Origin of the sequence: Streptomyces coelicoflavus, assembly GCF_003112555.1 — a bacterium.
In the GTDB taxonomy this organism is placed as follows: Bacteria; Actinomycetota; Actinomycetes; order Streptomycetales; family Streptomycetaceae; genus Streptomyces; species Streptomyces coelicoflavus.
Genome location: NZ_BEWB01000006.1, coordinates 19,378 through 35,516, shown reverse-complemented (window position 1 = coordinate 35,516; position 16,139 = coordinate 19,378). Strand labels below are relative to the sequence as shown.

At 72.3% G+C, this 16,139-nt stretch carries 17 protein-coding genes; 11 read left to right on the top strand and 6 right to left on the bottom strand.

Going from position 1 to position 16,139, the window contains the following annotated elements:
- The first annotated feature begins 247 nt into the window (after nucleotides 1–247).
- Nucleotides 248–1,081: a C40 family peptidase gene (locus Sco07f_RS14935; RefSeq protein WP_007387575.1), complete on the top strand. Its 834-nt coding sequence runs from the start codon at nucleotides 248–250 to the stop codon at nucleotides 1,079–1,081.
- A 132-nt stretch (nucleotides 1,082–1,213) separates the two neighbouring features.
- Entirely contained in the window at nucleotides 1,214–1,840 is a 627-nt protein-coding gene (gene def / locus Sco07f_RS14930; RefSeq protein WP_007387576.1) for a peptide deformylase, read from the top strand.
- Nucleotides 1,841–1,859: 19 nt separating this feature from the next.
- Here def and Sco07f_RS14925 read toward each other — a convergent pair whose 3' ends face one another.
- Complete coding sequence (locus Sco07f_RS14925; protein ID WP_007387567.1) at nucleotides 1,860–3,152, bottom strand: geranylgeranyl reductase family protein; 1,293 nt, start codon at nucleotides 3,150–3,152, stop codon at nucleotides 1,860–1,862.
- 97 nt (nucleotides 3,153–3,249) lie between these two features.
- Between Sco07f_RS14925 and Sco07f_RS14920 the strand changes: the two genes are divergently transcribed.
- Together Sco07f_RS14920 and Sco07f_RS14915 are read left to right on the top strand one after the other, a co-directional pair.
- Nucleotides 3,250–3,786, top strand: a complete 537-nt coding sequence (locus tag Sco07f_RS14920; protein ID WP_108988137.1) for a GNAT family N-acetyltransferase — start codon at nucleotides 3,250–3,252, stop codon at nucleotides 3,784–3,786.
- An 83-nt stretch (nucleotides 3,787–3,869) separates the two neighbouring features.
- Complete coding sequence (locus tag Sco07f_RS14915) at nucleotides 3,870–4,247, top strand: PASTA domain-containing protein (RefSeq protein WP_280524563.1); 378 nt, start codon at nucleotides 3,870–3,872, stop codon at nucleotides 4,245–4,247.
- On the opposite strand, the gene Sco07f_RS14910 is transcribed toward Sco07f_RS14915, so the two are convergent.
- From Sco07f_RS14910 to Sco07f_RS14890, 5 genes are all read right to left on the bottom strand, one after another.
- The gene (locus Sco07f_RS14910; RefSeq protein WP_054099436.1) at nucleotides 4,234–4,929 is read right to left on the bottom strand and encodes a demethylmenaquinone methyltransferase; all 696 of its coding nucleotides are present in this window, start codon (nucleotides 4,927–4,929) and stop codon (nucleotides 4,234–4,236) included. The two genes, Sco07f_RS14915 and Sco07f_RS14910, sit on opposite strands and share 14 nt — an antisense overlap.
- Nucleotides 4,930–5,055: 126 nt before the next feature.
- Nucleotides 5,056–5,655: a hypothetical protein gene (locus Sco07f_RS14905; protein WP_108988135.1), complete on the bottom strand. Its 600-nt coding sequence runs from the start codon at nucleotides 5,653–5,655 to the stop codon at nucleotides 5,056–5,058.
- A gap of 7 nt (nucleotides 5,656–5,662) precedes the next feature.
- A complete protein-coding gene (mqnC, locus tag Sco07f_RS14900; RefSeq protein WP_054099434.1) occupies nucleotides 5,663–6,862 on the bottom strand; it encodes a cyclic dehypoxanthinyl futalosine synthase in 1,200 nt (399 codons plus the stop codon).
- Between the two features lie 78 nt (nucleotides 6,863–6,940).
- Nucleotides 6,941–7,714 (bottom strand): prepilin peptidase, encoded by a 774-nt coding sequence (locus tag Sco07f_RS14895; protein WP_108988134.1) that lies wholly within the window; start codon nucleotides 7,712–7,714, stop codon nucleotides 6,941–6,943.
- The gene (locus Sco07f_RS14890) at nucleotides 7,711–10,728 is read right to left on the bottom strand and encodes a bacterial transcriptional activator domain-containing protein (RefSeq protein WP_108988133.1); all 3,018 of its coding nucleotides are present in this window, start codon (nucleotides 10,726–10,728) and stop codon (nucleotides 7,711–7,713) included. Before Sco07f_RS14890 ends, Sco07f_RS14895 begins: the two co-directional genes overlap by 4 nt.
- 283 nt (nucleotides 10,729–11,011) lie before the next feature.
- Here Sco07f_RS14890 and Sco07f_RS14885 point away from each other — a divergent pair, with 283 nt between their 5' ends.
- From Sco07f_RS14885 to Sco07f_RS14860, 7 genes are all read left to right on the top strand, one after another.
- Entirely contained in the window at nucleotides 11,012–11,677 is a 666-nt protein-coding gene (locus tag Sco07f_RS14885) for a hypothetical protein (protein WP_244942056.1), read from the top strand.
- Nucleotides 11,665–12,780 carry a hypothetical protein gene (locus Sco07f_RS14880; RefSeq protein ID WP_108988132.1) on the top strand — a complete coding sequence of 372 codons (1,116 nt, stop codon included), beginning with the start codon at nucleotides 11,665–11,667 and terminating at the stop codon, nucleotides 12,778–12,780. Before Sco07f_RS14885 ends, Sco07f_RS14880 begins: the two co-directional genes overlap by 13 nt.
- Nucleotides 12,781–12,856: 76 nt before the next feature.
- Nucleotides 12,857–12,997, top strand: a complete 141-nt coding sequence (locus Sco07f_RS40125) for a hypothetical protein (protein WP_167468107.1) — start codon at nucleotides 12,857–12,859, stop codon at nucleotides 12,995–12,997.
- 22 nt (nucleotides 12,998–13,019) lie between these two features.
- On the top strand, nucleotides 13,020–13,352 hold the full coding sequence (locus tag Sco07f_RS14875; RefSeq protein ID WP_108988131.1) for a hypothetical protein: 333 nt from the start codon (nucleotides 13,020–13,022) through the stop codon (nucleotides 13,350–13,352).
- Nucleotides 13,353–13,355: 3 nt separating this feature from the next.
- Entirely contained in the window at nucleotides 13,356–13,730 is a 375-nt protein-coding gene (locus tag Sco07f_RS14870; protein WP_087789911.1) for a hypothetical protein, read from the top strand.
- A 133-nt stretch (nucleotides 13,731–13,863) separates the two neighbouring features.
- Entirely contained in the window at nucleotides 13,864–14,145 is a 282-nt protein-coding gene (locus Sco07f_RS40585) for a hypothetical protein (protein WP_244942055.1), read from the top strand.
- A gap of 105 nt (nucleotides 14,146–14,250) precedes the next feature.
- Entirely contained in the window at nucleotides 14,251–16,122 is a 1,872-nt protein-coding gene (locus tag Sco07f_RS14860) for a serine/threonine-protein kinase (RefSeq protein WP_108988129.1), read from the top strand.
- The last annotated feature ends 17 nt before the right edge of the window (nucleotides 16,123–16,139 follow it).

The following is a 16,139-nucleotide window of genomic DNA, read 5'->3' as shown; positions in this document are numbered from 1 at the left end:
GTGCCACATTCATGAGAGGCGTCTGAGAACCGGGCTTGGCCAAGTGTCCCAACAAGTGGTAAGCGCGGGGCAATTCGGGCGTAACGATCAAAGACCGTGATCACAGGCCGGTTACGGCCCGTCCACTATGTCCGTTACGGCGTCAATAAAGAGCGACACGCCCGGGATTCGGCGGCCCGATTGAACAACTGTGGCGCAGCACACGTTTCTTGTAGGTATGGAGGAGCTACTGATACCGGTTGTCCCTATGTCCCACACCGCTCACATACGCAGCCACCGGAAGCCCCGCCGCAGCGCGTCGACGATCGCGATGCGGACCGGAGTTGCCGGTGGCGTCCTCAGCACCCTGGCAGTGGCCGGTGCGTCGGGGGCGGCCCACGCGGCCGAACCGGTGACGCAGACCCTCGAACTGCCCACCCTGACGGCCGACCTGGCCGCTCAGGTCGCCCAGTCCGCGGACGTCACGCAGCAGGCGGCCGCGAGCTACCAGCTGCAGGCCGAGCGTGACGCGGCGGCCGCCAAGGCCGCCAAGCAGGCCAAGGCCGACCTCGCCGACGCCAAGAAGAAGGCCGCGGAGGCGAAGAAGAAGGCCGAGGAGGCCGCGCGCAAGGAGGCCGCCGAGCGCGCCTCGCGCACCGCCGAGCGCACCACCCTGAGCGCCTCCGCGGACACCGGCTCCTCCACCGGCACGAGCAGCGGCAGCAGCACCAGCACGTCCACGGCCACCGGTTCGGCCGCCGCCGTCGTCTCCTTCGTGCAGGCCCAGGTCGGCAAGGCGTACGTCTCCGGCGCCACCGGCCCGTCCGCCTACGACTGCTCCGGCCTCGTGCAGGCCGCCTTCAAGCAGGTCGGCATCAGCCTGCCCCGCGTCTCCCAGGCCCAGTCGACGGCCGGCACCCAGGTCGGGCTGGACAACCTCCAGCCGGGCGACATCCTGTACTGGGGCGGTGCCGGCAGCGCGTACCACGTGGGCGTCTACGTCGGCGGCGGCATGTTCGTCGGCGCGCAGAACTCCTCCACCGGCGTGGTCGAGAAGCCGCTCTCGTACGACCCGCCGAGCGGCGCGGTGCGCGTGCTGTAAGCCGCGGAACCACCCGTTCACACGCGAAAGGGCCGCAGCCGCTCGGGGGCTGCGGCCCTTGGCGGGCTCCTGGCATGCTCGGGCGCGGGCCGGTTCCCTCCGGCCCGTCCACGAGCCGAAGGAGCCAACGTCATGCCCAGTGTGTTCGTACAGGGACGGCCCGCCGCCTCCTGTCCCCCGTTCGCGCCCGAGGCCCGGCGCGGATCGGTGCGGCGCGTCACCGAGGTCGGCGAGGAGGTGCTGCACCGGCCGTGCCGTGACGTCACCGAGTTCGGACCCGACCTCGCGGCGCTCATCGACGACATGTTCCGCACCATGTACGTGGCGGAGGGGGCCGGCCTGGCGGCCAATCAGGTCGGGGTCGGTCTGCGCCTGTTCGTCTACGACTGCCCGGACGACGACGGTGTCCGACATGTCGGACACATCGTCAACCCGGTGCTGGAACCCCTCGCCCCGGCCGAACGGCGGCTGCTGGACGAGGGCGAGGGCTGCCTGTCGGTGCCGGGCGCCGTCATGGCCGTACCGCGGCCCGACCGGGCCGTCGTGCGGGGCCTGGACAGGGACGGCGCGCCGCTCGTCGTCGAGGGCACCGGCTACTTCGCGCGCTGCCTCGCCCACGAGACCGACCACGTGAACGGGCACGTCTACCTGGACCGGCTCTCCGGCCGGGAGCGGAAGGCGGCGCTGCGGCAGTCGGCTGACCGGCGCGAGGAGGTCTTCGCGCGCCGGTCGGCCAACGCGGCGGCCTTCACCGCCTGATCGGCCCGTCGGCCGGGTTTCAGGCCTTCGGCGCGACCTTGCTCAGTCCGTTGATGATGCGGTCCATCGCGTCGCCGCCCGTCGGGTCCGTCAGGTTGGCGAGCATCTTGAGGGTGAACTTCATCAGGATCGGGTGGGTGAGGCCGCGCTGGGTCGCGATCTGCATGACCTTCGGGTTGCCGATGAGCTTCACGAAGGCGCGGCCCAGGTTGTAGTAGCCGCCGTAGGTGTCCTTCAGGACGCGCGGGTAACGCTGGAGGGCGATCTCGCGCTGGGCCGGCGTGGCCCGCGCGTGGGCCTGGACGACGACGTCGGCGGCGATCTGGCCGGACTCCATGGCGTAGGCGATGCCCTCGCCGTTGAAGGGGTTCACCAGGCCGCCGGCGTCGCCGACGAGGAGCAGACCCTTGGTGTAGTGGGGCTGGCGGTTGAAGGCCATGGGCAGCGCGGCGCCGCGGATCGGGCCGGTCATGTTGTCCGGGGTGTAGCCCCAGTCCTCGGGCATGGACGCGCACCAGGCCTTGAGGATCTCGCGCCAGTCGAGCTCCTTGAAGGCGGCGGAGGTGTTCAGGACGCCCAGGCCGACGTTGGAGGTGCCGTCGCCCATGCCGAAGACCCAGCCGTAGCCGGGCAGCAGGCGGTCCTGCGCGCCGCGTCGGTCCCACAGCTCCAGCCAGGACTCCAGGTAGTCGTCGTCGTGGCGGGGCGAGGTGAAGTACGTGCGGACCGCGACGCCCATGGGCCGGTCCTCCCGGCGGTGCAGGCCCATCGCCAGGGACAGCCGCGTGGAGTTGCCGTCTGCGGCCACCACCAGCGGCGCGTGGAAGGTGACCTCGCGCTTGTCCTCGCCCAGCTTGGCCTTCACACCCGTGATGCGGCCGGTGCGGTCGTCCACGATCGGGGCGCCCACGTTGCAGCGCTCGTACAGTCGGGCGCCGGCCTTCTGGGCCTGCCGGGCGAGCTGCTCGTCGAAGTCGTCGCGCTTACGGACGAGTCCGTAGTCGGGGAAGGAGGCGAGATCCGGCCAGTCCAGCTGGAGGCGCGAGCCGCCGCCGATGATGCGCAGGCCCTTGTTGCGCAGCCAGCCGGCCTCCTCGGAGATGTCGATGCCCATGGCGACGAGTTGCTTGACCGCGCGCGGGGTGAGGCCGTCGCCGCAGACCTTCTCCCTGGGAAACGCGGTCTTCTCCAGGAGCAGGACGTCCAGTCCCGACCTGGCCAGGTGGTACGCGGTCGTGGAGCCGGCCGGCCCCGCGCCCACGACGATCACGTCGGCGGTGTTCTCGGAGAGCGGCTCAGTCTCGACGGTCACGGCGGGATCTCCCCAAGTTCGGAATCTGCGTGCCGACCGGCACTGGTCATGGGCAGTCTATTCAGCGTCACCGATCACCCGGCTGAAGGGCTGCCCAGTGAAGCGACCTCTCCCCGCCGTACGGTTGCGCGTCCCCACCGACGAGGACGCCGTCGCCTGGCACCGGATCTTCGACGATCCGGACGTCATGGAGTTCCACGGCGGGCGGTCCGCGGAACTGTCCGTCTACGAGGAGCTGACCGCCCGCCAGCGCCGGCACGACGCCGAGCACGGCTTCTGCCTGTGGACCATGGTGGACGGTTCCGGGCAGGTCATAGGGTTCACCGGCGCCCAGCCCTGGCCCGGGGAGTGGGGTCCCAAGGGCGAGATCGAGATCGGCTGGCGGCTCGGGCGGGGGCACTGGGGGAAGGGCTACGTCACCGCGGCGGCCCGGCAGACCCTCCAGCGGGTGCGGGCGGCCGGTGTGGCGGAGGTGGTCGCGATGGTCAACGCCCGTAACGCCCGGTCCATCGCCGTCACGGAACGCCTGGGGATGCGGCTCGCCGAGGTCTTCACGATCCCCTCGTCCGAGCAGCGGGGGCACTGCTACCGCCTCGCCCTGCCCCTCCCGGAGGACTCGCATGACGCACGGTAACCAACTGTCACAGTCAGCCACTTGACGCTTCCGGGCAGTGCCCGGCGGCGCTACTCTGCCGGGTACCGCTGGGGGTGACGCCCGTGCGCCTGGTATCCGGGAAAGCCGATGTGCGCGTACCGCGCCTGGTCGGCCTCATGGCCGTGGACGCGTACGAGACCGCCCGCGTCCAGGGGCTGTCCCTGCACGCGTCGGACCGGCCCGATCTCCGGGCCGCCGTCGTCGACCACGTCGTACGCCAGTACCCGCGGCCCGGCGCACGGGTGCCGCCGGAGTCGACGGTGTACGTGTGGTTCGACTTCGGGGAGGGCGAGGGCGGCGGGGGCATCCGCGAGCCGCGCGTGCCGTGCCCGCCGCCGGGCGGACTCCGCCGGGAACTGCCGGAGCCGGGCGGGCCGGAACCGGGCGCGCGGGAGCCGGGCGCGCCAACGCCCCGCCGTGCCGTCCTCAGCCCGCCTTGAACCCGCGGTGCAGTGTCACCACGCCGCCCGTCAGGTTGCGCCACGCCACCTTGGACCAGCCGGCCCTGCCCAGCCGCCCGGCGAGCGCCGCCTGGTCGGGCCAGGCGCGGATGGACTCGGCGAGGTACACGTACGCGTCGGGGTTGGACGACACCGCGCGGGCGACCGGCGGCAGGGCGCGCATCAAGTACTCGGTGTAGACGGTGCGGAACGGCGCCCAGGTCGGGTGTGAGAACTCGCAGATGACGACCCGGCCGCCGGGCCGCGTCACCCGGTACATCTCGCGCAGCGCGGCGTCGGTGTCCTGCACGTTGCGCAGCCCGAAGGAGATGGTGACGGCGTCGAAGACGTCGTCCTTGAACGGCAGCCGGGTCGCGTCGCCCGCGGTGAACGGCAGCCAGGAGTGCCGTTCCTTGCCGACCTGGAGCATCCCCTGGGAGAAGTCGCAGGGGACGACGTAGGCGCCGGTGCGGGCGAAGGGCAGCGAGGAGGTCGCCGTGCCCGCCGCGAGGTCCAGGACCTTCTGGGCGGGGCGGGCGTCGACGGCCTCGGCGACCGCCTTGCGCCACGCCCGGTCCTGGCCGAGCGAGAGCACGGCGTTCGTCAGGTCGTACCGTTCCGCGACGTGGTCGAACATCGAGGCGACTTCGTGCGGCTGCTTGTTCAGGGAAGCGCGGGTCACGGGCCCATTGTTGCAGCACGTGTCCCGCCCGGCGCGGACGGGCTCACGACGCCCCTCGGCCCCGTGACCGAGGCCGAGGCCGACGCCGTGACCGAGGTCGAGGCCGAGGTCACTGAGACGCTCGGCTCACCGCCCCCGGTACACCAGACGGCCGCCCACGACGGTGGCCACGCACGTGCCCGCGCCCTCCCGCACGAGCGCGGCCCGGTCGGGTACGTCGAACACCGCGAACCGGGCGGGCCGGCCGGGAGCGAGCCCGGGAAGCAGTACCAGCGGCGCTGGCGAGAAGGACGCGGGCCCGGGCAGGGCGGCCGGACGCGCCGCCACGGCGAGCCCCGCTCCGCGCACCGCGTCCAGGGCCGCGCGGCCCCGCAGCTCTCCGGCGACGGCGACCGTGCCGTGCGCCAGCATGCGTTGCACCCCCCGGCGCGCGCTGGCGCCCCGCGCGGACGCGTTCGCGGCGAGGAGTGCCTGCGCGCGCTCCCCGAAGACCGGCTCGGTGCCCAGCCGGTCCGCTTCGCGCGGGTCGGGGTGGTATGCCTGCTCCAGCAGTTCCGGGCCGTACGGGTTCAGCAGTCCGGGCGTCAGGATGCCGGGCCACCGGCGCACCCGGGCCCGCGGGTGGCCGGCGGCCAGTGCCTCGTACGGGCCGACGGCGGCGAGCTGCGCGCCGTCGACCACGACGGCCGTCTCGGGCGAGGCCTCGCAGACGTGGATCGTGAGCACGGCGGCCTCAGTTGGACGCGAGCAGCTTCAGCTCGGGGTGGGCCGTACCGCCCTCGATGGCCGTGGACGAGATGTGGGAGACGACCCGCTCGTCGACGGGGTCGTTCGCCGGGTCGTCGTGCACGACCAGGTGCTCGTACGTGGTGGCCCGCTGGGCGGGCACCCTCCCCGCCTTGCGGATGAGGTCGATGATCTCCATCCGGTTGGAGCGGTGCTTGGCGCCGGCGGAGGAGACGACGTTCTCCTCCAGCATGATCGAGCCAAGGTCGTCCGCGCCGTAGTGCAGGGAGAGCTGGCCGACCTCCTTGCCGGTGGTCAGCCAGGAGCCCTGGATGTGGGCGACGTTGTCGAGGAACACGCGGGCGATGGCGATCATCCGCAGGTACTCGAAGAGCGTGGCCTGGGTGCGGCCCTTCAGGTGGTTGTTCTCGGGCTGGTAGGTGTACGGGATGAAGGCGCGGAAACCGCCGGTGCGGTCCTGCACGTCCCGGATCATCCGCAGGTGCTCGATGCGCTCGGCGTTGGTCTCGCCGGTGCCCATCAGCATGGTGGACGTCGACTCGACGCCCAGCCCGTGCGCGATCTCCATGATCTCCAGCCAGCGCTCGCCGGACTCCTTGAGCGGCGCGATGGCCTTGCGCGGCCGCTCGGGCAGCAGCTCCGCCCCGGCCCCGGCGAAGGAGTCGAGCCCGGCGGCGTGGATCCGGGTGATGGCCTCCTCGACCGACACCTTCGAGATCCGCGCCATGTGCTCGACCTCGCTCGCCCCCAGGCTGTGGATGACGAGTTCGGGGAACTCCTTCTTGATGGCGGCGAAGTGCTTCTCGTAGTACTCGACGCCGTAGTCCGGGTGGTGGCCGCCCTGGAACATGATCTGCGTGCCGCCCAGCTCGATCGTCTCCGCGCAGCGGCGCAGGATGTCGTCGAGGTCGCGGGTCCAGCCCTTGGCGGTGTCCTTGGGCGCGGCGTAGAAGGCGCAGAACCTGCACGCCGTGACGCACACGTTCGTGTAGTTGATGTTCCGCTCGATGATGTACGTCGCGATGTGCTCCGTACCGGCGTACTTGCGCCTGCGTACGGCGTCGGCGGCGGCGCCCAGCGCGTGCAGCGGGGCGTCCCGGTAGAGGTCGAGCGCCTCTTCGGGGGTGATCCGCCCACCGGCGGCGGCGCGGTCGAGGATGGGCTGAAGGTCGGCCTTCTCGGTCACCGGCGTCCCTTTCGCAAGGTTCGTAAGGGTTGTGGACGGACCTGCCCAGCGTACGCCAGGCGTTTCTCCCGCTCGTGGTCAGGCCGCGTACGCCCCGGCCAGGACGCCGAGGAAGGCGCCCGCGATCAGGAACGGCCCGAAGGGGATGGCCGTCTTGCGGTCCGCGCGCCGGGCGACGAGTAGGGCGCCGCCGTACAGCGCCCCGAGCAGGAATCCGGCGAAGGTGCCCAGCATCAGCGTGGGCCAGCCGTACCAGCCGAGGACGGCACCGGCCGTCAGGGCGAGCTTGACGTCGCCGAAGCCCATGCCCGCCGGGTTGATGAGGAACAACACGAGGTAGCCGGCGCCGAGGGCGAGGGCGCCCAGCAGGGCGGTGGTCCACTCCCCCGCGTGCTCGGGCACGAGCGCGGTCGGGCCGAGCAGGACGAGCGCGGCGCCGGCGAGCGGCAGGGTGAGCGGGTCGGGCAGCCGCCGTACCTTCAGGTCGACTACGGCGAGCAGTACGCCGGCCGGGGCGAGCAGCAGCCAGACGGCGACCTCGGGGCGGGTCCCGGTGGCGGCGGCGAGGGCGGCGCAGACGAGGGCGGTGGCGAGGGCGAGGGACGCGGTGCGCGGGCCGTAGGACGCCTGGTCCGTCGGGCACCGCCCGCACCGGGCCCGGCCGAGCCAGCCCCGGACGGGGTGCCCGTCCGGGCAGCGCTCGTGCCACGCCTCCCCGGAAGGGGCGGAGAACCGGTAGGCGGCCCGGGGCAGCAGCGCGCCCGTCGCCGCGCCCCACAGCGCGGCGACGAGGACGACCACGACGTCGAGGTCGATGCCCGTGTGGCCGCCGATACCGAGGTCGGTGCTCATCCGGCGGCGGCGACGCCCTCGCGCCAAGTCGGCAGCAGTTCGTCCAGCAGCGCCTCGGTGCGCGGCGGCACCCCGCGCGCGCCGCTGCGGTCGACGAGATCGGCGGCGAGGGCGCGCAGCCGGTCGGGGTCGCCGGTGGTGTGCGTGGCGCGCAGCAGTTCGTGCCACAGGCGCTCGTCGGCGGGGGCGGTGCGCAGTGCCGCGTTGAGCGCCTCGATGGCCTTCTCCGCGCGGTTCCTCTCCAGGTGGAACTCGGACAGCGCGAGGCCGGTGTCCGCGACCAGCAGGGGGAGTTGGGCGTCCACGATCTCGTGGGTGAGCCAGCGGTAGCGGCCTTCGGGCCGGTCGGCGAGCAGCGGCCCGCGCACCAGCACCAGCGCGTCGGTGAGCAGCCGCCCGCGCACCTGGCGGCTGTCGACGCCCCGGCCCTGCGTGGCCTCGTAGTAGAGGGAGCGCAGTACGTCGAGGTCGGAGACGACGGACCTGGCGAGGGTGAGCCGTCCGGAGGCGTCGGTGGCGAGCCGCGGTGTGCCGTCGGGGTCGGTGCCGAGCCAGGCACGCAGCCGCTCCAGCAGCGCGTCGCGCACGTCCGCCGTCACGCCGCGCGGCCACAGCGCGGAGGACAGCACGCGCGGGTGGACTCCCTCGCGGTGCAGCAGGAGCAGCGCCAGCGCCTCGTGCAGCAGGGCGCTGCGCTCGCCGTCGGGCGCGTCCAGGCCGATGATCTCGTACGAGCCGACGAGGCGGGCGTACACGGCGGGCCGCCCCTGCTCGCTGATGTCGACGAGGAACGGCGGGGTGTTGGCCGCCCGTCGGGGCCCGCCCTCGGGACCGGAGCCCGGGTCGGCGTCGGTGAACAGCTCGACCACGGCACGCTGCTGCGCGACGGGCAGCGACTGGGCCTCCAGCTCGAGTCCGAGCAGCGGCGCGAGCAGCCGCCCCTCGCCGGTGATCTCCATCTCCCACGCCGCGCCGGGCAGGTCGGTGCCCCCGGTGCCGACGAGGTAGCCGATGCCGAGGCGGCCCGCGTCGGCGGCCAGCTCCGCGAGCTGGAGGGCCTCCTCGTCGGACGGCTGGGCGGCGAGGAGGACGAGGTGCGGGGCCCAACGCGTGTGCTGGGCGGGCCCGGTACGGCCGGTGAGCACCGAGTCGTGCCCGGCGGCGCCGAGCGCGCCGCGCCGCTGCCGGGTCTCGGCCGCCATGGTCTCGAGGAGGTCCTCGAACCCGTCGAGGTGCCGGATCCGGTTCGGCGCGAGGGGGGTGAGGTCGTCCCCGAACCCGACGAGGGTGATGGTCATGCGGTCCGACCAGCCGTTGGTGGCCAGCTCGGCGGCGACCGACGCGAACACGGCGGCCCGGTCGGTCTCGGTCCCGCTGAGCGAGACGATGCCGGGCACGGCCTCCAGGTTGAGCAGCAGCCGGGAGTCGTCCATGGTGCCGAGGCTGACGAGCCCGGGGTACGGCGCGGCCGTCTCGGCCTCCTCGTACCCCTCGGCGTCGGAGCGGGCGAGCATCCAGAAGGTCTGGTCCTGCCCCTGCTGCCAGGGCGCGGGCGGCTTCCCGGCGGGCTGGGCGAGCTGGAGGTGCAGGTCGCCGTTGCCGCTCATCCAGGCCGCGTAGACGACGGGCAGCGGGCGGGACTCGGCGGCGAGTGAGGCGGCCAGTCCGCGCAGCGACCGGTCGAGCAGGCGTACGCCCTCGGGGTCGGCGCCGACGAGCAGCGCGTCCTGCACGTCCTGGGCGTCCCCGGTCGGCGTGGGCGGCTCCATGCCGCGCCGTCCGCCGACCGCGCCGAGCGCCGACTGCCACATCGCCTGCCGGCGCCGCCGCCCGAGGGCGCCGAGGAGACCGGCGGCGAGGAGGGGCGCGGCGAGGAGCGCCTCGGGCAGCCCGAAGGAGTCCTCGGCCTGTCCGGCGGCGGGGGTGGCGTGCTCCTGACCCGCACCGGGCACGGGGGTGGCCGGCGTGACGGGGTTCGCGGGCGTGGGCGCGGGCCGCTGCTCGGGCAGGGACACCTGGGCGTCCCCGCCGCCCTGGGCTCCGCCTTGGGCTCCGCCGCCCTGCGCGTGGTCCCCGCTGCGGGCGTAGTCGCTGATCTGCTGCTGCACCTGCTCGGAGACGTTCGGCGCGGCGTCGGGCATCTCGACCAGCTCGCCGCCGCGGGCGTCGCCGGGCATCTCCATGATCCAGCCGGGCCGGATGAGGGAGGCCTCCGACAGGCGGGACCCGTCCGGCTGCACGCGGTCCTTGTTGAGCTCGAAGATCTCCTTGTACCGCCGCCCGTCCCCGAGGTGCCGTTCGGCCACCTCCCAGAGGGAGTCGTGGTGACGCCCCTCGGGCGGCTGGATCCGGTAGTACTTCGTGTCGCCGTGCGCGGCGGAGGCCCCGCCGTCCGCACGGGCGGCCGCCTGCCCCGCCTGCCCGGCCTGCTCGGCGAGGGCGCCCGCGGTGGCGGCGGCCTGCTCCTGCTGCTGCGCGAAGAGCCCCGGCGTCTGCTGGGCCGCGGCGACGGACGGCTTCTGGTTCCCCTCCAGGCTCTGCCCGAGCTGCGACAGCCCCGGCGTGAGGCTCGCCGCGGTGGCACCGACGAGGAGCAGAGCGGCGACGAGCTGCCGGGCCAGCAGCTGACTGGGCCCCGACCCCGGCACCCGCCCCGGCACGCCGACACCGGAGACAGCCGCCTTGACCTCGACGAGCACACAGGCGGTGAACTGCGCCCAGGCGAGCCAGACGACGACGGTGAGGATGGACAGGAACGTGTGGACCGTGATCTCGCGCTGAAGCCAGTCGAGGCCGGGCGCACCGTCGGGGAACGGCCAGCCGATCTGGCTCGCCAGCGCGACGGGCACCCCGGCGACCAGCACGAGCAGCACGACGAAGGCGAGGAACGCCTTCACGAAGTCCCCGAACGACCGCCGCCGCACCCGCACCGGCTGCGGCGTGCGGTTCCTTGGAGCGGAGGGTGCCGAGGGAGCCGTCGAGCTGGAGGAGCTTGATGTGCGGCGTCGCGGCATGGGCGCAGTCCTGGGTCGTGGTCGTGGGCGGAGGAGGCCGCGGGGGCGTCCGGCGTGAGGGGTGTGTTGAGCCTACAGAGATCTTATGGACTCCCGCCGACAGCGGCGAAGGGTCAGGAGAGGCTCACATCACAACTTCCGTCCGCTTCACGCACTTTGCCCGTTTCTTCGAACGCCTCCTTCACACTCCGCACACAATCCCCGAAAACCGGTCAGAGGCCGCGCACGCACCCCTGGTAGCTTCGTTGCCCGTCGCACACGTCGTATCCCGGGGGGAACATCAGTGGCCCGCAGCGCCCTCACCATGACCGCCGCCACCTTCACCGCGACGGCGGCCCTGCTCCTGACCGCCTGCGGCGGGGACGACTCGTCGCCGGACGACATCAAGGGGGCGGAGACGGGAACGGCCGGCCCGTCGGCTTCGGCATCGACGCCGGGGACGGCCGACGTGAAGCGGCCGGACGTGAGCCTGCCCAAGGACCTGAAGCTGGTCTTCGATTTCGAGAAGCCGTCGGACGCGGACGCCACCGCCGCGCTGGGTGACGCCGCGAACTACATCAGAGCGCTGAATCACGGCATCACCGAACAGAACGCCAAGGATCCCGCGTACGGCTTCTACTCGGCGGCGGGTGCCGCCCGGTACGCGGAGTCGCAGATCCGGGAGTACGTGGACGGCGGTTGGACCCTGACCGGCGAGGACCGGTACTACCAGGCGGAAACCAGCCCCGTAGGCGAAGGTGAGAAGGCCAAGTCGATCCTTGTCACGTTCTGCGAGGACCAGTCCAAGGCTTACGGCAAGGAAGTGAAGACCGGAAAGGTTCACCGCACCGAGGAGAGCCTGGCCAGTTACCAGAAGTTCAGCCTCCTCATGGCTCCCCAGCAGGACTCGCCGGTGTGGCGGGCCCAGCAGATCACCGTCGAGGGGAAGGCCACGGAATGCCGGGGCTGACCGCTGCCGGCCGCACGAAGTGGATCGTGGCGCTCGCTGCCGGTTCCGTGTTGTGGGCTGCGGGAGTGGCCCATGCCGACAAGCCCGTGGGCGGCACCACACCGACGCCGGAAGGCAGCGACAAACCACAGGGCGATGCGAACAATCGCACCCTCCTGGCCTCCGTCTCCCAGTCCAGGATTCAGGTCACCTACCCCGACGGCCGCACCGGCACCGGCTCCATGGAGGACCTCACCTCCGTCGACCCCAACTGGGAGCCGCCGGTCTGCTGGTACGAGCCGGTGTTCACCCCGGAACAGCTCAAGTCCGCCGTCGCGGACCTGGAGAAGAACGGCGGCCTGGGCGCCGTGAACACCCACGAGTTCTGGACCTCGGGAATCTTCGTGGACCACTACGAGGAGGGCGAGGAGCAGGACAACTTCGACATCAACGCGTCGAAGAACACGACGGCAGAGGGCTACAAGGACTACAACGTCGGCAAGAACGGCATGTTCTGGCGCAGCGTGGTCCGCAAAGGACACGAGCACGACACCAAGGCCTGGGACTGCGGCCGCATCATGTTCTGGCAGGACGCCGGCACCGTCCCGGACGACGAACACGCCCCCACCCCCGAGACGCTCGCCGCCTACGCATACGACCAGATCGACGTGCCCGGGACCAAGGTCGAGCTGAAGCCCGAGACGAAGTCCACCGTGAACCTTCCCACCTGGGTCTGGCTGGACAAGGGCACCTTCAAGGAGGTCAAGGTCCGGGCCGAGCTGCCCCACACCGGGCTCTGGGCGGAGACGACCGCGAAGCCCGTCGCCCTCCACCTGGAGCCCGGCACGGCCGACGCCGAGACCTTCCCCGCCTCCGGCGACTGCGAGATCAACGCCGACGGCTCCATCGGTACGCCGTACACGAAGGGCAAGGCAGACGAGACACCCCCCTGCGGCATCCGCTACCTCCGCTCGTCGAACGGCGAGCCGTATCGATTGAAGGCCTCGATCACCTGGGAAATCTCCTGGGAGGGCACCGGCGGCGCCCAGGGCGACCTGCCGGACGGCACGTTCGAGTCGACGCAGGACATGGAAGTCCAAGAGATCCAGTCCATCAACCGCTGAACAGTTCCTCGGCCCGCTCGGCGGTCAGCGCACGCCGCGCCCGTGCGTCATGGCCGACAGTCGTACCCTTCGTAGGGTGCTGACGCAGACGTCCGTCCCCGCCCCGGCAACCACCGACCGGGTCGTCCTCGTCTCCGGAGCCGCCCCGGTGCTGGACCGCGCCGAGGCGTTCCGCGACGGCTTCGGCGCTGTGACCGGCACGTTCCGTTCCGTCTGACCCGCAGAGAGGACTCCGGGACATGGGCAAGAGCGACCTCGCACTGCCGTTGACCGAGCTGGAGAACTACGGGCGCCGGCTGCGGTCTCTCAAGACGCGGCTGAACCACACGAAGAAGCTGTTCGAGTCCTACAAGGACGACATCGGCGACGGCAGCGTCAATGACGCGCTCGACGACTTCGAGTCCAACTGGGAGGACGGCCGCGAGGACATCACCCAGCAGCTCGACGCGCTCGGCAGCATGTCGGACGCCGTGGTCCGCGAGTTCAAGAAGCTCGACGACGAACTCACCAAGCAGGTCAACGACGCCGTGAAGACGGAGGACAAGCGGGGCGGCAAGGGCGGCGACAAGTAGCGGATGGCCAGGCTCCCCGTGCCCCACCTCGTCGGCGAGCCCCAGCTGGAGGCCGACTTCGCCCCCGGCACGCTCCCCGACGGGCTGGCCGAGTCCCTGGCCAGGTTCCTGGAGGAAGCCGAACCCGTACTGTTCTCGCCCGGCACGCTCCCGGATCCGTTCTCCGGCTCGGCACGCATGCGCGTACGCGTGGGGATCATGACCGACGGACACTGGGTCTGGGCCCTCGCCTGGTCGGACCACGTCCGGCAGCACCGCGTGGCGCCGCCGCCGGCGTTCGTCCGGCACGCCGTTTCGCTCCGATTCTCGGCCCCGGAGGTCAGCGTTGCACGAGCACTCGACATCGCGCGGGCCGAAGGGCTCCCGCTGCCCGACTGAGGGCACCCGGACGGCACGTACGGTCCGGGCCGTCGGGTTCTTCGACGAGCTCTCGCCCGGCTGGGGGTTCCCCACCGACGGCACGATCAGGGACGCGGTGAGGCCCTCTGCGGTCGCCGGCGAGGCTCGGCTCGTGGACCATCTCCGGCAAGGCACCCGGATCTGGGCCGAGATGGGCGCACAGGCCGACGTACTGGACTCCGAGGGACCGACGTTGGCAGGGGCCGGCTCGCTGCTCACCGACGGTGTCTGGCTCTGGCGCGACGACCTCGCGTACTACGTGGTCACGTATCACCTCGCCCTCCCCGAGGCATTCCGCGCGCACGCCCGGGAGTTGGGCCACTGTCCGCCCGAGGTGCCGGAGAGCAGGCTCGTCGAGATCCTGACGCGGGACCTCGGCGTTCCCATGGGCTGACGACGCGCTCCGCCCCGCCCCGCACCGTACGGCGGTGCCGTGCCGTGCCGTGGGACCACTTCCGTACCATGACTCACTCAGCCCACCCGCGGAAGGACTCCCCCGATGGAAGCCCTGTCAGCCGACGACGTCCGGGAGATAGCCGGTTACCGGTTGCGTGCGCGGCTGGGTGAGGGCGGCATGGGAGTCGTCTATCTGTCGCACACGCGCGGCGGGCAGCCGGTCGCGCTGAAGGTCGTACGGCGTGACTACGCCCAGGACGCGGAGTTCCGCAGGCGTTTCACCCACGAGGTGGCGGCGGCCCGGCGCGTACAGGGGCCGTACACCGCACCCGTGCTCGACAGTCTCACCGACGGGTCCGAGCCCTGGCTCGCCACCGGGTACGTGCCCGGCCCCTCCCTCGCCTCCGCCGTGTACCAGCACGGCCCGTTGCCGCTGCCCACGGTGCTGCAACTGGTCGCCGGCATCGCCGAGGCCCTGCAGAGCATCCACGCCGCCGGTGTCGTCCACCGTGACCTGAAGCCGTCCAACGTGCTCCTCGCCTCGGACGGACCCCGCGTCATCGACTTCGGGATCGCCCGCGCCGCCGACACCACCGCGCTGACCGGGACGGACGTGCGGCTGGGTACGCCCGCGTACATGGCGCCCGAGCAGGCCGTGGGCGGTGACGTCACCCCCGCCCTGGACGTCTTCGCGCTCGGACTCGTCGCCTGCTTCGCGGCCACCGGGCGGCATCCCTTCGGCGAGGGGTCCTCCCACGCGCTGCTGTACCGGATCGTGTCCAACGAGCCCGATCTGACCGCCTGTCCCGAGGAGTTGCGCGGTCTGGTCGGTGCCTGTCTTGCCAAGGAGTCGGCCGCGCGACCGACTCCCGCGCACATCGTCGAGGCGTGTCACACGCTGGCCGGGACGTCCGGGCTGGCCCGCCAGGAGGGGTGGTGGCTGCCGACGGCCGTTTCCCAGCAGATCGCGCAACAGGAGCAGACGCTGCGCCTGTACTCGGCGCCCGCGCCCGGTCCGGTCGACGCCGTCCCGCCGCCCGCGCAGCCCGCGCAGCCCGCGCACCCGGTGGTTCCCATGCCGGCCGCCCCTCCCGTGCCCACCCAGCCCGGCCTGTCGCCGCAGGCCGCGTTCGCCGCGGCGGCGCCCACCGCTCCGGCCCAGCCGCCGCAGCCGGTTGGCGGCCCGGCCCACCAGGGCCCGGGGACACCGTCCGGGCGCCGACGCGGGCCGCTGGTCGCCGCTCTCGCCGTCGTCGGTGTTCTCGCCGTCGGCGGGGGCTCGGTCCTCGCCTACCGGATGACGGCGGACGACGATTCCCGCGGCAACGACCGGGCGGCGTCCGGCGGTGCCACGGACCCGGCCTCCTCCGACACCGGCGCCGACACCGACGCCGGCGCCGCTGGTACCGGCTCGGCGGAACAGGCCCCCGGGGCCGGTGTGCCCTCGGCCGGCGACGGGCCGAAGACCGAGGCCGGATGGCAGGTCAGCGTGCGGGACAAGAACCTCGTCCTGCGGGCGCCCAAGTACTACCCGAACGCCCAGGACGTCGGCTCGGGCACGTTGTGCAACCCCGCCGACGTCACCACGCTCGACGTCAACGACCTCGACCTGAAGACCAACGGGTCCTACGTCCCGACCTCCGGGCAGTGGCTGACGTACACGGACTGCCCCGACCCGATCAAGGTGAACGGCATCCGCCTCGCCGACGGCGGCGGAACGTTCGGCATCCTGGCCGAGCGACGCCCCACACCTACCGAGTGCCGCGAAGCCGCCCGCGCGGCGACGCTGCCGAACCCGATCCCGCTCAGCAGGATCAGGGACGACTCGCTGCTCAAGGTGGGCACCGCGCTGTGCATCGAGTCCGGCCAGGGCGCGGTGACCCAGCTGTGGGTCACCAGGGCCAACGACGAGGGGCCCGAGAACGACCACCTGCGTACGTACGTCTTCACGGCCACCCAGTGGAAGCCCGAGTGACCTTGGCCGTGGCCGGG